Genomic DNA, 14,027 nt, shown 5'->3' on the forward strand with positions numbered 1-14,027 from the left:
GTTTCACCGTCCACCGGAATCATGACACCCCAGCGCGATGGTTGTTCCCTCTCGGGTAACAATTTCAGCGGTGTCGTTACCCCGTGGCCGATTCGTCAGCATGATGTTCCTCACCGAATACTCGGCTTCGGTTTCCGTAATGAGGAACTGCTCGGCTTCGTTGAGCTGGTCTACCGGAAGAGGGAAGAAATCTACGGCAACAATGTCTAGCCAACGCCTACGATGACCCGCGAACCGAGTCACCACATTCCTCGACTGCCCCGGATACGCCTCGCCATTTTCAAAGTGCAGACGGTACACACCGCACTTCCACTCGCCCTTCTTGAACGCGGGAGCCAGAGATGAAAGATCTCGAACGTCGATCGTTCGTCCCTCGGGAAGTTGCACGCTACATCTCTTCCTGGTCGAAGTGCGAGGAGTCTTCTTCGCTTTGACCAGCAGAGATGTCACGCTGGACTGGTTTGCCGATCGCGCTCTCAACCAACTGGCACAGTGCTTCGCGGCGAGTTGCAAAGAACGTGTCGAAATCGTCCGAACGCAACGCTTGTGGGTCAACGAGGTGTGGTCGAAGCAGTTCGTCGAGTTCTGCTTCCGAGATCTTCGCGGTCCGCTCGATCTTGTCGACGTAGCTCGACGGCGCAACGCCACCAATAACGCGGTTGGTACGGGCACTGAGCATCGTCTTGTTCACGATGGACTCGCGGTGTTCGTCGTCAATATTGTTCTTGTTGCACCAAGCCTGCGGGAAGATGTGGTGAATATCGACGCTCATGTCCTTGTATTGGACGGCACCGAACATCTTGTCTTCCATCCAATCCTTGGAATTATTGGCCATCAGCAGCGCCATCACACCCTTGTACGCTGCAGAGTTACGGGTGCGCATCGAGTGAAGACGAGATTCAACAAAGTTCGCATCGGTGACGGTACGCGGTGCAGGGCTGGTTTCGTCCTTGCACCAAGCAGGGACCATTTCCAGGTCACGCGCGAAACGGGTTTCGATGGCACTGCCGTACAACTCACCAAACACGCCAGACCAGTACCAGCGGACAAGCTGGGCACGCACCGAATGAAGGTCAGCATCCTGTCCCAGCACCACCTTGATCGCAGCGAGCGGAACCAGTTGCTTCTGGTATGGGATGTCTCGTGCGGTGAACACGTGTAAGTCTGCGAGGAATTGCGCGGTCCACAAGAAGGCATCACGCAACAGATCGCGCCATTCAAGGTAGTCCTCGAGGGTGAGACGAAGAACGTCTTCACGCTTCGCGGTTACCGCTATCTTTCGCTTTTCTGGCGGTGCGGACTGCTGCTTTTCAAGCTCGAGAGCATGGTGACCGCCTGGAGAAAGTCGGTGTTCTCCACCTTCCTAAGGACCGGATAGTCCTCCCAGAGCTTCTTGGTCTCCAGCCAGTCGTCGTTAAGTCTGAAGTCCTCACCGGTCTCGGCGTAATAGGAACCATCACCTGCGAATACAGCAGTCAAAAGCTCGAACACATTAAGTGGAAGCCCACCGATGTTCACCTTCTCAAAGACGGTGGCCACGGCCGCCTTATCGGTTTCTTTGTCAAGCTCAATTGCAGGGATCTGGTATTGAGAAGCCCGCTGCACATAGGTATCGAGGAACTCGAGCGCGACATCGTTGTCCGGGTGCTTCATCAGCCACCGAGTGCCCTCGCTTGAGTAGAGCAAGTTCAACGGGAAGTAGCCGTTCTCGTACTGCTTTTCTGTGGTGCTCAGGTCCAGCACTACGTCGCGGTCGAAGTTCTTCTTCATGATCCCGTCCGCCGGGACCGCAATCACTGCATCTTCAACCCTGTCGGGGTCAGCGAGAGCATCTGCAATATTGATGAAGAACCTTCTATCGAGGAGCTTCCCTCGGGCATCCTTCGTGTGCACGACGCCGTCGCCAGTAAGTGCCTGGGTCAGGGAGGTGAGGCGCTGCTGCCCATCCAGAAGCAGGTACCCGGGTTCTCTTTCCTTCACGTCAGTCCCCTCAACCGGGCGAGGCTTGAAACGAACCTGGTCGTTACCGGTTTCCAGCAACATAACAACGCCCATGGGGTGCCCACGGAGCACGGTGACCAGAATCTGACGAACGCGCTCTTCATCCCACTTGTACTGCCGCTGAAAGTCCGGCAGCTGAATAACGCCAGTTGTGGTGCGCTCGAGATATTTCTCCAACGTGTACATGGGAGTCTGGAAACCCATGATGTTCCTTTCAGTTCACTGCTGCGTCAAACACCTCCGAGCATAGAGGTCACAAAGACACTGTCATGGAACTTTTCGAACAAATATGCCGTCAGACCCGCAGTCATGTGGCGGGATGTGCCTCGCCACCGCTGCTGTGCCGCTGATTCAGTCCATTTTCAGCGAGGGATCGCAGCACGTCGTTTGTTGTTGCGCCTTCTTGTTCCGCAATTTCTCGAGCGACGGTGAGCACGCGATTCGGCATGCTGACTGCATTAACCGCTCCCGATGCGGGAGCGCCGGAATCTACCTAAAACGTTCTTCCATAACGGGCGAATCACTCATTCGCCCCTCACCAGTGGAGATAACGAGACGAAGCCCTGCTAAACCCAGTAAAGCCGTGCTACTTTGCGAACTATTACGCCAAACGGCAAGACAAGAATGGGGGTGCCATGAAAGAGGTTTCACCGCCGATTCGAAGGACCACTACACGGGACTTGACCTGTGGACGATCTCTTCGTGCAGCCTGGCCAGTAGTCCGCTTGGTTATCCGCGAACGAGGAAGCGGTCTCGGACCGCGGTGAGTTGGTCTCCGCGTGCATCGCTACCCTCCCCTGTCTCATTCCGTTGCCTAAGTCACGCAACTTTGGTTATATTGAAATCAATCGAGACCCCCTCCGAGCTTCCCGTAAGATCAGCGTCATATGAGAGGGGGGCTTTGTTATCTTGACTTCGCTAAATCGACGGAAATCTTTTCTCCCAGTCGATCAACAAGTGGACCTGTTGTCTGCTCGGGGCCTTAAAATTCCGGCCAGAAGAGAGGCTGAAAGATTTCTAGAGCGACAGAATTATTACCGTTTTTCCGGGTACGCCCGTTACTTTCAGAATGATCCCTCGAATGGCGATCAGCGTTTCAGGCCAGACGCCCAATGGGACGACATTGTTGGGATCTACAACATGGATGTCGAAGTCCGATCCCTACTGTTACGTGGCATTCAAGCAGCAGAGATCGCGACCCGAACAGCATTCGCTCTCAGCGAAGGAGATCTTCATACGCCGTATGAGGATTACTTGAAAACCAATGCTTACAGAGTCCCCAAAAATCCGTCGGTTCAGCCAACCAACGAACTAATCATTAGCGAGCTGAGACGATCGAAGGAGCCGTACCTTGCCAAGTACCGACGAGATGCATCCGGTGGAAGTCGGGAGTGGATATATGACGTGCCAGTATGGGCAGCGGTTGAAGCACTTTCGCTAGGCACCTTGTCGAAGGCGATATGCTTTCGCAACGACGGCAATGCCGTGTACAGCAGAGCGTGCTCGATTTTAGGAACAAAGAAACAGTTTCTCGCCAGCCAAATGCGGTCATTTACTTTCGTCCGAAACAAATGCGCGCACTCGGCGCGACTGTGGAACTGCTTCGTACTCGACCAACCGGCAGTTGCGGATGGAGTGCGTCGACGGGCAGAACGCATCGTAGGCGGGGAGTACGACAGCAATTCAGTGCTATCAGTCATTGTCGCCTTGGACAATTTCCTTTTCCGGGCTGGTGTTTGGAAGGGGTTCCTCAGTGACTACCTCGCGGTCACGGCTGCTTCACCCTCATACCGGAACGGCATCGCACGTCCTAAACATTCTTGAGCTTGTGGCTTCGCCCCGAGAACTCACAAAGCACAACCGTGTAAGCCGTGCCAGAATGCGGCGGTGTGAGGATCGAGAAGCAACGCTCCCGAAAACCGTTCAGCAATCCGAAGTACGCAACCTCCCCCCCCTCCACCACCCACTACCGCGGCACGTCGCCGGCACGCATGCAGGCGACGAGGTTCCGCAATAAGCAGCGAATCCCGATGACCTCGGCGTGCTAAGCCGCTACAGGAGTTCGTCGATAAGCGAGCGCTCTAGCGTGCCGTGCGACATGCCGCCGCCATCTGGGACTTGCCGCCGTTGCCGACGCACACGAACAGGACTGAGGGCTTCACAACGTCTCCTTAGGACAATTTGGGCAAGGTGGGATCGCCCGGGAACAGTTTCGGGCCGATCCCGCGCATGAGGTAGACGAGGCCGACGAGGATGGGGATCTCGATAAGCGGTCCAATCGTGCCCGCCAACGCCTGGGCGGACGTGGCGCCGAACGTGCCGATCGCAACGGCGATGGCCAACTCGAAGTTGTTGCCCGCCGCGGTAAAGGACACGGACGCGGACTGGGCGTAGCCCATCCCGGATGCCTTGGACACCACGAGTGCGATAGCGAACATGCCGACGAAGTAGCACAACAGCGGGATCGCCACCCGTGCCACCGTCCACGGCTGGGAGAGGATCTGGTCGCCTTGCAACGAGAAGAGCAGGACGATTGTGTACAGCAGACCAATCAGCGCGAGTGGGGAGATCCGGGGCAGGAAGGTGTTTTCGTACCAGTCGCGGCCCTTGGTGCGCTCACCGATGATGCGAGACAGCAGCCCCGCCAACAGCGGTATGCCCAAAAAGACCAGCACGGAGGACACGATTGCCCAGAAGGAGAACTCCACCGAGGTGGTCTCCAAACCCAGCCAGCTGGGCAGGATTTGCAGGTAGAACCAGCCGAGTACCCCGAACATGAGAACCTGGAACACCGAGTTGATGGCCACGAGCACTGCGGTGGCTTCACGGTCGGCGCATGACAGGTCCGACCACACCAGCACCATGGCGATGCAGCGAGCGAGACCAACGATGATGAGGCCGGTGCGCAGCTCCGGCTCATCCGGCAGGAAGATCCAGGCGAGTGCGAACATGAACGCGGGGCCGACGATCCAGTTCAAGATGATTGAGACGGTCATTAACCGTTTGTCGGTGGCAATCTCGCGGGTCTTGTCGTAGCGCACCTTGGCCAAGGGCGGGTACATCATCACCAACAGGCCGAGCGCGATCGGAAGCGAGATGCTTCCGACTTCGAGACTCTCAAGTGCGCCCGAAAGTCCCGGCACTGCCCGTCCAAGAGCGAGGCCCGCCGCCATGGCGAGCATGATCCACACTGGTAGGAAGCGGTCAAGAAACGACATACGCTCTACTGGCTGAGAGGTTGTGTCTTCCATCTGGAATCCTTATCTATTGACAGCATTCAAAACGAACACTAAGCCTCATATTTATCACCGTCAATATGACGAGGTAGGAAGCATGAAGGATTACGTCGCCACTACAGAAAACACTGACCTCGACTGCTGCTCACTGGGCTCCGGCTTGCTCTCCGAAGACGACGCGACGCGCTACTCAGCCCTATTCAAAGTTTTAGCGGACCCCGGACGGCTACAACTTCTCTCCAGAATCGCCGAAGAGGGCTGCGAGCCGATGAGCGTGGGCGAACTCACGCAACGCTCCGGGCTAAGCCAACCGACAGTTTCCCACCACCTCAAAATGCTTACCGAGGCCGGCCTCCTAGAAAAGAGCCGCCAGGGCAGGACGGTCATACACCGGCTGCGCCCGGAGCTGTTCCAGGAACTTCGCACCGTGCTGCAGATGGACTGAGACTAACGGCGCAGGGCTTCAATGTTTGTCATTCATTACCGAGGTCAAACGCGTCGACTCGTGAAAGGCTTCGTGGATCCATCCGGGTGGTGATGGCGATGCGGTTCCACGCGTTGATTGCGACAATCGCCATCAATACGTTTCGTGCTTCCTTTTCGCCGAGCTGCTCCTCGACGCGTTCCCAGAGTTCATCCGGAACGGAGCTCTCGCCGTTGATTCTCGTCACTGCATCGGTCAGTTCGAGAACGGCTCGTTCTTTTTCGGTGAACTGCTCGCGATTGTCGGTCCAGTTCTCCGCCTGCGAGACGCGCTCCTTGGACCAGCCATCTTTCCTTGCGTCCCGTCGGTGCATTGCCAGGCAGTAAACACATTGGTTCAACGCAGATGCACGAAGTTGGACGAGGTGTGACGCGTCCTTTTCAACCCGTGCGCGCACATAGGTTTCCAGGCCTAGCATCGGAGCGTAAGCAACTTTGGGGATCGGCTTGCGGGGTGTGTGCGACATGCCACGACGGTACATGACACCCCTACACCGCAGCAGAAACAGACCACCTACAGCTGTGAGAACCGCTCCAGGTCGTCGGGCGCACCGGCAAGCACGACCAGGTCGGAAGCGGTCAGTTCCATGCCTGGTGCGAATGGGTGCCACTGGCCTGAGCCGTTGCGCACTGACACCACTTGCACGCGGTGTTTGTCCCAGAGACGCGAGGCGTCGCAGGGGCCGTCGAGTAGCGGGCGTGGCGGGACCATCTTGATCACGCCGTAATTCTCGGCAAGTTCGGCGAAGTCCTGGAAGCGTCCGCCGAGCAGGTGGGCGACGCGGCGGCCGGTGTCGTGCTCTGGGCGGACGACGTGGGCGACGCCGAGGCGTTGCAGGATGCGGGCGTGGGATTCGGAGTCGGCTTTGGCCCAGATGTCAGGTACGCCGAGATCGACAAGGTTCGAGGCGGTGAGGATAGATGCCTCGAGCGCGGAGCCGATGCCGATGACGGCACGTTCCACTTCTTGGACACCGAGTTGGCGCAGGGCTTCGAGGTCGGTGGTGTCGGCCACGATGGCGTCGGTAAGCAATGGCGCATGATCGCGCACGAGTCGCTCATCAACGTCGATGCCGAGGACCTCTACGCCGTGGCGGGTCAGTTCGTGGGCAAGCGCGCCACCGAAGCGGCCGAGGCCGATGACCACAACCGGTGGGATGTCGATGCGTTGTTTGCTCCGCAACAGGGAGCCGGGGAAGTTAGCCAATGAAAGGCCTTTCTACTGGGTAGTCGTACCTGCGCACGACGTTACGGGCGGCAAGCGCCGCCACGAGAGTGAACGGGCCAATGCGCCCGAGGTACATCAAAAGACACAGCACGAGTTGGGAGGGCACGCTTAGCGACGAGGTAATGCCCGTGGATAGGCCTGTCGTGGCAAAGGCTGACATGACCTCGAAGCTGATTTGGTCCGCGGTGAACTGGGGGTCGAACACCCGGAGCGCGGCCACGCCGAGGGTGACCGCAGTAACGCCTGCGGCGGCGACCGTCATGGCCTGGCGGACCACCGACTTTGGGACGGTGCGTTTGCCCACGGTGGTCTGGTCACGCCCGCCAAACTCAGCTGCCATGGCGGCAATCAGCACGATCGCGGTGGTGATCTTGATGCCACCCGCGGTACCTGCGGAGCCGCCGCCGATAAACATGTAGATGTCGGTGACCATGAGCGTGATCGGGTGGGCGTCGGCGTAGTCGATGGAATTGAACCCGGCGGTACGCGGGGTGACGCCGCTGAAGAACGCGTTGAGGAGCTTCGTGCCCGTGGACATGTCTGCAAGGAATCCTCGCCACTCCAGCACGGCGATGAGCGCCATGGCGGAGAGCACCAGAAACGTTGTGCCAGCAAGGGTAATGCGGGTGGTTACTGAAAGTCTCCGGGCGCTGACTGGTGTGCCGCGCAGCAGGCCGCGGAAGCGCTCCCGGCTGCGGCCAACCAACTCGGAAAGCACCGGGTAGCCGAGCCCGCCGATCATCAGCGCGCCTGCCAGCGGCAGGAGGATCCAGCCGTCCGAGTTGTACGAGATCAGGCTGTCCGAGCGCAGCCCAAACCCGGCGTTGTTAAACGCGGAAATTGCGTGGAAGATCCCCTCGCCCGCCGCGCTGAGGACCGGCATGTCGTATTCGACCATGAAGCGGAAGAACAGGATCACTGCAACAAACAGTTCGAAGGCGAAGGTGAGCAATAGCGTAGCGACGAGCGTGGCACGCACCCCGCCTTCCAAAATCGGACGCCCTTCAGCAGCCGTAGAGTAGCGCGACCGCAACTTCACTCGGCCAGTCAGCAGCATGCCGGTCAGCGAGGCAATACTCATGATGCCCAGGCCGCCGACCTGGATCAGCGTGATAACGATGACGCGGCCCGCGATACTCCAGTGGCTGCCGGTATCCACCGTGACCAGGCCCGTCAGCGATGTGGCGGACGTGGCGGTAAACAAGGCATCCATGAACGGCGTTGCTGTGCCGTCGGCTGAGGCGAACGGCATGCACAACAACGCAGTGCCGAACGCGATCAGTACGAGAAAACCCAGCGCAGTCAGCTGCGCCGGACGGAACCACCGTGGGGTGGATGGTGTGCTCACGCGTAAAAGCGTAGTCCTCCACCGCCGTGTACACCCACTACACAGCAGCGAGGAGCAGGTTCACGTCCTTCTCGGTGTAGGTTGCGGCGATTTGGGTGTCGTTGCCGCCGGCGAGGTTGTCGCGGGACAGGCGCACGCGTTGGGAGCCGGGCACGAGCGGGAACGAGGCGGGGCGGTCCGCCACCTGGCGGACGGGGAATCCGGCGCGAAGCGCACAGTGGTTGAGCCAGACGTCGTCGGCGCGCGGGGAGACGTCGAGAAACGCTGTGCCGCGGGAGGCGACGAACTCCACCATGTTCGGTGGGTACAGCACGCCGTCCACGCCGGTGGCGAAGTTCAGGTGAGATGGCTCGGTGGTGCGGACGGGGCGCCACTTTTTGTAGGGGGCGATGGTGTCATCGCTAAGCGTGATGCGATGGGCGCGGAATGCGGTGACGTTGGCGGGATCGGCGGCTGCGAGGAGGGTTTCGGCGAAGTTGCGGGGGTAGAGCACATCGTCGTCAACCGTGATCACGCTGTGGCCGGGTAGTTCCTGGAAGGTACCGAAATACTTCGTGTGGGGTCCGAGGCCGCCGGGGGACTTATGGACGTGCAGGCCGCGGTCCACGAGCCCGCGCAAGGTAGCGGGCCACGGTGCATGAAAGTCCGCCGGGTCGAGCCACAAATGCACCGGCAGGCGCTTCGTGCCCACAAGAAGCGAGGCGATCGCGGACGCTGCCGACTTCACCCTCGAACCATGTGTGGTCAGGGAGATGACGGTATCTCCGCTGGTGGGGAAGGCAATATCGGCGTGTTGCGCGGCGTGGTTCAGGATTGGCAGCCGCCAGAACGCGCTCGTCGCCACGAGCCCTTGGCGCACGGCATAGTCAATCCACATGGCGAACTACCCTAGCCCACCGCAACGCAAGGGTGCATGATGGAGTGCATGACTGATTCCGCCGCATTGCACCACTGGTGGGAGGCCGCACGCCCCCACACTTGGCCGAACGCCTTCGCCCCCGTCATCGCCGGCACCGGCGCCGCAGCCCTTTACGGGCTCGCTGACCTGGAGTACGCAATCCTGGCGTTCATCGTGGCGTGGGCGCTGATCATCGGCGTGAACTTTGCCAACGACTACTCCGACGGCATCCGCGGCACGGACGAGGACCGCACCGGCCCGACGCGCCTCACCGCGGCCGGGCTTGCGGAGCCGGAGCATGTGAAGCTCGCCGCGTTTGCATCATTCGCGGTGGCTGCCGTGTTTGGCATCATCCTCTCCATCGCCTCGGGCGCGTGGTGGCTCATCCTGGTTGGCGCGCTGTGCATCGCCGCGGCCTGGTTCTACACCGGCGGCAAAAGCCCCTACGGCTACTCCGGCTTAGGTGAAGTGTCCGTGTTTATCTTCTTCGGACTGGTCGCCGTGATTGGTACGGCGTTTACGCAGACCGGGTTCGTGTCGTGGGAGGCACTCCTGTGCGCCATCGCGGTGGGTGCGATCTCCGCGTCGGTGAACCTGGCCAACAACATCCGCGACATCCCCACCGATGCTGAGGCCGGGAAGCGCACGCTTGCAGTGCGGCTTGGCGACGACAACTCGCGCCGCCTCTTCACCTTCCTGACCCTGGTCCCGTTCGTGATGTCGATCGTGCTGGCGACTGCCGCAACACCGGCGTTGGCGGCGTTCATTGCCCTGCCGTTTGCGGTGGCGTCGATAATGAAGGTGCGCAGCGGCGCCTCCGGTAAGGACTTGATCCCGGTGCTGGGCATGAACGGCAAGGCGATGCTGATCTGGTCGGTGGTGACAGCCCTGGCCATGGCGTCGGTGGGCTCAGCGATTTTCGGCGGCGCGGGCGAGCCCGTGCCGTACACCTCCGACATGCCGAACGAGAGCGATTTCGGGTGGAGTGAGTACGTCCCGAAGGAGACGTTCTAAGGTAACGGCATGCTTGACGTCCTTACCGGTTTTGCCATCATCTTCACTGTCATCGCAGCGGGGTGGTGGCTTGCTCACAAAGGCGTCATTGGACCGGGCGAGCAACGTCTACAGCTCAACCGCATCGCGTTCTACGTGGCCACCCCGGCGCTGATCTTCTCCTCAGTGGCGGTCTCGGACACGGACGCGTTTTTCTCCCCGGTCATTTTGGTCATCGCGATTGCCACGGTGGCCACGATGATCATCTACTGGATCATCAGCGCCGTGTGGTTCAAGCAGGACACGGCGGAGACGATGGCGGGTGCGGCGTCGTCGAGTTACTACAACTCGGTCAACATCGGCCTGCCCATTGCCACGTATGTGCTGGGCGATCCGACGTACGTCATCCCGGCGCTGGTGCTGCAGATGGCGGTGCTCTCCCCCATCGTTATCGCAGGTCTGGACCGCGGTGCGTCGGGCGTGCTCAAGTCGGTCCTTGCTGGTCTGACCGCCCCGGTTGTTGTTGCGGCTTTCGCCGGTTTTGCCGTGTCCGCGTCCTCGTGGACCGTGCCCGAACCAGTGCTGGCCCCCTTGGAAATCCTCGGCGGCGCCTCCATCCCGCTGATCCTCATGAGTTTCGGCGCGTCGCTCACGGGCGAGAAGGTCCTCCAGAGCCACCGCTTACCGACGATCACCGCCACCGTCCTCAAACTCATCGGCATGCCGGCGGTGGCGTGGGTCGTCGCAACGCAACTGGGCCTGACCGGCAGCGACATGTACGCCGCCCTGATCCTGTGCGCACTGCCGACCGCACAGAACGTGTATAACTACGCGGCCACGTACCGCTCCGGCGAAGTGATCTGCCGCGACACCGTCTTCCTCACCACATTCCTGGCGCTACCTGCAATGTTGCTTATTGCGGGAGTCTTCTGAGTCGGCCCGCGGCGCTGCCTGTGACGCTGCCCATGACCTTGACAAATAGGGTGCTTTGGATCACACTCTTGTAATGCTCAAAGCACGGAAAACACTCGTTGCCGCAGCGCTGATGGCTGCGACGATGCTCGCCGGGTGCTCGTCGACAGGCGGCGCCCCGCGGGCAGAAAACACCGAAGGCACCGCCGGCGGCGTGGACACTCCGCGCTACGTCGTCGCCATGGTCACCCACGGCGCACCGGGCGACACCTACTGGGACCTCGTGCGCAAGGGCGCCGAGGACGCAGCCAAGAAAGACAACATCGAGCTGCGCTACTCCTCCGACCCACAAGCCCCCAACCAGGCGAACCTCGTGCGCTCTGCCGTGGACGCCGGCGTGGACGGCATCGCCGTGACCATGCCGAACGCCGAGGCCATCGGCCCAGCAGCCCGCAACGCCGTTGATCACGGCATCCCCGTGGTGGGCCTCAACGCCGGCATGAGCAAGTACCAGGACTACGGCATGACCGGCTTCTTCGGCCAAGACGAAACCGTGGCGGGCAACGCCGCCGGCGAGCGCCTCAAGGAGGAAGGCAAGAAGAAGGTCCTGTGCATCATCCACGAGCAGGGCAACTCTTCGCAGGAAGCGCGTTGCGACGGCGTCCGGAACGGCCTCGGCGGCGACGTCGAGCTGCTCTACGTTAACGGCCAAGACCTCACCGCCGTGCAGTCCACGATCACCTCAAAGCTGTCGCAAGACAAGAGCTTCGACACCGTGTTTGCCCTCCAAGCACCGGTGGCCATGCGCGCAACCGAGTCGGTGAAGCAGTCCGGCTCCGAGGCGCAGGTTGCCACCTTTGACACCAACGCCGAGCTTGTCGACGCCATCGCCGACGGCCGCGTCGCCTTCGCCGTCGACCAGCAGCCGTACCTGCAGGGTTACCTTGCCGTGGATTCACTGTGGGTCGCGAAACGCAACGGCGGCACACTCGGTGGAGGACGCCCGGTGTACACCGGGCCGTCGTTCGTCGATAAGTCGAACGTGGACAAGGTCGCTGAGGCTGCGAAGGCAGGTATGCGATGAGCACTGCCGTCACAGCCGACGAGTCGCGCGAGGAATCGACCTCCGGCGACGACCGACTACGCACCCACACCGGCCTTTCCAAACTGATCCGACGGCCAGAGTTCGCGTCCCTGCTCGGCTTCATCGCCATCTTCGCGTTCTTCCTGTCAGTCGCGCCCGCATTCCGTTCCTTTGAAGCGTTTGCGACCACGTTGTACGCGTCGTCGACACTGGGCATCGTGGCTCTCGCCGTCGGACTGCTCATGATCGGCGGGGAATTCGACCTGTCCTCAGGCGTCGCCGTGACCACGGCCGCGCTCGCCGCGACGATGCTGAACTACAACCTGCACCTCAACTCGTGGGTCGGCGCCTTCATGGCTTTGGGCATCTCCCTGGCCATCGGCGCGCTCAACGGCTACCTGGTCACCCGCACCGGCATTGAGAGTTTCCTGATCACCCTGGCGGCCTTCCTCATGCTGCAGGGCCTCAACCTCGCGTTGACCAAGTTCATCACCGGCCAGGTGGCCACACCGACCATCGCCGACATGGAGGGCTTCCCGTCCGCCCGCAAGGTCTTCGCCGGCACCTTCAACATCGGCGATGTCACCCTCAACGTGACCGTCCTGTGGTGGATCCTGTTCGTCGCCATCGCATCGTTCGTGCTATTTCGCACCAAGTTCGGCAACTGGATCACCGCAGTCGGCGGCGACCAGGACGCAGCCCGCGCCGTCGGTGTGCCCGTGCGCCGCGTGAAGATCCTGCTGTTCATGGGCGTCGGCTTCGCCGCCTGGTTCGTCGGCATGCACACCTTGTTCGCCTTCGACTCCATCCAGGCCGGCCAGGGCGTGGGCAACGAATTCCTCTACATCATCGCCGCCGTCATCGGTGGCTGCGCCATGACCGGCGGCCGCGGCACCGCAGTGGGCACCGCCATCGGCGCGCTGATCTTCGGCCTGACCAACCAGGGCATCGTCTACGCCGGCTGGAACCCCGACTGGTTCAAATTCTTCCTCGGCGCAACGCTGCTTGTCGCCGTGTTCACCAACACGTCCTTCGCCAAATACACCAAGGGGCGCTAAGTGGCTGTCATCGAACTGAAAAACATCACCAAGTCCTACGGCAGCTTCGACGCTCTGCGCGGCGTGAACCTGACCGTCCGTGAAGGCGAAGTCACTTGCGTCCTCGGCGACAACGGCGCCGGCAAATCCACGCTGATCAAGATCCTCGCTGGGCTCCATCAGCCCACGTCGGGCGAATTGCTTATCGACGACACCCCCACCACCTTCACCTCCCCCCGCGACTCCATCGACACCGGCATCGCTACCGTGCACCAAACGCTCGCGATCGTCGACGAGTTAAGCGTGTGGCGCAACTTCTTCCTCGGCCAGGAACTCACCGGCCGCTTCGGCGCACTCCGCGACACCGAAATGAAACAGATCTGCGCCGAACAACTCCGCGAAATGGGCATCGACATCCCCGACGTCGACGTCGATGCCGGCAACCTCTCCGGCGGCCAACGCCAGGTCGTCGCCATCGCACGTGCCGTCTACTTCGGCGCCCGCGTGCTTATTCTCGACGAGCCCACCGCCGCCCTCGGCGTCAAACAATCCGGCGTGGTCCTGCGCTTCGTGGCGGCCGCCCGCGACCGCGGCATCGCCGTCGTCTTAGTCACCCACAACCCCCACCACGCCTACCTGGTCGGTGACCACTTCACCATCCTGAAACTCGGCCGCCAGGAGCTCGATGAGCCCCGCGAGAACGTCACCCTCGACGAACTCACCCACCAAATGGCCGGCGGCGGCGAACTCGAGGCGCTCAGCCACGAACTCGGCCGCTAGCGACGGCTATCGGCGCCCTGGCTGCTA

Annotated in this window: 16 protein-coding genes; 9 read left to right on the plus strand and 7 right to left on the minus strand. The window is 61.0% G+C overall.

Translation table 11 applies throughout. The features are described from left to right. On the plus strand, positions 1–210 hold a 210-nt coding region (locus HMPREF3120_RS12235), incomplete at its 5' end, for a hypothetical protein (RefSeq protein WP_210384480.1). Between the two features lie 178 nt (positions 211–388). Here HMPREF3120_RS12235 and HMPREF3120_RS12305 read toward each other — a convergent pair. Both HMPREF3120_RS12305 and HMPREF3120_RS12310 read right to left on the minus strand, forming a co-directional pair. Further along, positions 389–1,156 (minus strand): hypothetical protein, encoded by a 768-nt coding sequence (locus HMPREF3120_RS12305; protein WP_246815279.1) that lies wholly within the window; start codon positions 1,154–1,156, stop codon positions 389–391. A gap of 116 nt (positions 1,157–1,272) precedes the next feature. Continuing rightward, positions 1,273–2,205: a DUF262 domain-containing protein gene (locus HMPREF3120_RS12310; protein WP_246815278.1), complete on the minus strand. Its 933-nt coding sequence runs from the start codon at positions 2,203–2,205 to the stop codon at positions 1,273–1,275. Between the two features lie 753 nt (positions 2,206–2,958). Between HMPREF3120_RS12310 and HMPREF3120_RS11615 the strand changes: the two genes are divergently transcribed. Next, positions 2,959–3,825, plus strand: a complete 867-nt coding sequence (locus HMPREF3120_RS11615; RefSeq protein WP_246815281.1) for an Abi family protein — start codon at positions 2,959–2,961, stop codon at positions 3,823–3,825. Between the two features lie 65 nt (positions 3,826–3,890). Further along, positions 3,891–4,049 carry a hypothetical protein gene (locus HMPREF3120_RS12065; protein ID WP_168156391.1) on the plus strand — a complete coding sequence of 53 codons (159 nt, stop codon included), beginning with the start codon at positions 3,891–3,893 and terminating at the stop codon, positions 4,047–4,049. 123 nt (positions 4,050–4,172) lie between these two features. On the opposite strand, the gene arsB is transcribed toward HMPREF3120_RS12065, so the two are convergent. Then, the gene (gene arsB, locus HMPREF3120_RS00230; RefSeq protein WP_070421733.1) at positions 4,173–5,252 is read right to left on the minus strand and encodes an ACR3 family arsenite efflux transporter; all 1,080 of its coding nucleotides are present in this window, start codon (positions 5,250–5,252) and stop codon (positions 4,173–4,175) included. 82 nt (positions 5,253–5,334) lie between these two features. Here arsB and HMPREF3120_RS00235 point away from each other — a divergent pair, with 82 nt between their 5' ends. Then, positions 5,335–5,682 carry an ArsR/SmtB family transcription factor gene (locus tag HMPREF3120_RS00235; RefSeq protein WP_070421732.1) on the plus strand — a complete coding sequence of 116 codons (348 nt, stop codon included), beginning with the start codon at positions 5,335–5,337 and terminating at the stop codon, positions 5,680–5,682. A gap of 28 nt (positions 5,683–5,710) precedes the next feature. Here the strand turns inward: HMPREF3120_RS00235 and HMPREF3120_RS00240 are convergent, their stop codons facing one another. Genes HMPREF3120_RS00240 through HMPREF3120_RS00255 form a run of 4 tightly spaced genes read right to left on the minus strand, consistent with a single transcriptional unit; the run spans position 5,711 to position 9,173 of the window. Further along, positions 5,711–6,187 (minus strand): carboxymuconolactone decarboxylase family protein, encoded by a 477-nt coding sequence (locus HMPREF3120_RS00240; protein WP_070421776.1) that lies wholly within the window; start codon positions 6,185–6,187, stop codon positions 5,711–5,713. 47 nt (positions 6,188–6,234) lie between these two features. Further along, positions 6,235–6,927 (minus strand): potassium channel family protein, encoded by a 693-nt coding sequence (locus tag HMPREF3120_RS00245; RefSeq protein ID WP_070449613.1) that lies wholly within the window; start codon positions 6,925–6,927, stop codon positions 6,235–6,237. After that, positions 6,920–8,296, minus strand: a complete 1,377-nt coding sequence (locus HMPREF3120_RS00250; protein ID WP_070421730.1) for a TrkH family potassium uptake protein — start codon at positions 8,294–8,296, stop codon at positions 6,920–6,922. Before HMPREF3120_RS00250 ends, HMPREF3120_RS00245 begins: the two co-directional genes overlap by 8 nt. A gap of 37 nt (positions 8,297–8,333) precedes the next feature. Then, positions 8,334–9,173, minus strand: a complete 840-nt coding sequence (locus HMPREF3120_RS00255; RefSeq protein WP_070449616.1) for a glycosyltransferase — start codon at positions 9,171–9,173, stop codon at positions 8,334–8,336. Positions 9,174–9,221: 48 nt separating this feature from the next. On the opposite strand from HMPREF3120_RS00255, the gene HMPREF3120_RS00260 reads away from it, so the two are divergent. The 5 genes from HMPREF3120_RS00260 to HMPREF3120_RS00280 all read left to right on the plus strand — a co-directional run bounded on the left by HMPREF3120_RS00260 (position 9,222) and on the right by HMPREF3120_RS00280 (position 14,000). After that, positions 9,222–10,208 carry a 1,4-dihydroxy-2-naphthoate polyprenyltransferase gene (locus tag HMPREF3120_RS00260; RefSeq protein ID WP_141739315.1) on the plus strand — a complete coding sequence of 329 codons (987 nt, stop codon included), beginning with the start codon at positions 9,222–9,224 and terminating at the stop codon, positions 10,206–10,208. 9 nt (positions 10,209–10,217) lie between these two features. Then, positions 10,218–11,120 carry an AEC family transporter gene (locus tag HMPREF3120_RS00265; RefSeq protein WP_070449622.1) on the plus strand — a complete coding sequence of 301 codons (903 nt, stop codon included), beginning with the start codon at positions 10,218–10,220 and terminating at the stop codon, positions 11,118–11,120. A 73-nt stretch (positions 11,121–11,193) separates the two neighbouring features. Beyond that, complete coding sequence (locus HMPREF3120_RS00270) at positions 11,194–12,183, plus strand: substrate-binding domain-containing protein (RefSeq protein WP_070449627.1); 990 nt, start codon at positions 11,194–11,196, stop codon at positions 12,181–12,183. Then, positions 12,180–13,241 (plus strand): ABC transporter permease, encoded by a 1,062-nt coding sequence (locus HMPREF3120_RS00275; RefSeq protein WP_070449630.1) that lies wholly within the window; start codon positions 12,180–12,182, stop codon positions 13,239–13,241. Before HMPREF3120_RS00270 ends, HMPREF3120_RS00275 begins: the two co-directional genes overlap by 4 nt. Further along, entirely contained in the window at positions 13,242–14,000 is a 759-nt protein-coding gene (locus HMPREF3120_RS00280) for an ATP-binding cassette domain-containing protein (RefSeq protein ID WP_070421724.1), read from the plus strand. It abuts the gene before it with no gap. The last annotated feature ends 27 nt before the right edge of the window (positions 14,001–14,027 follow it).

This window comes from Corynebacterium sp. HMSC11D10 (genome assembly GCF_001806995.1).
Classification (GTDB): domain Bacteria; phylum Actinomycetota; class Actinomycetes; order Mycobacteriales; family Mycobacteriaceae; genus Corynebacterium; species Corynebacterium coyleae.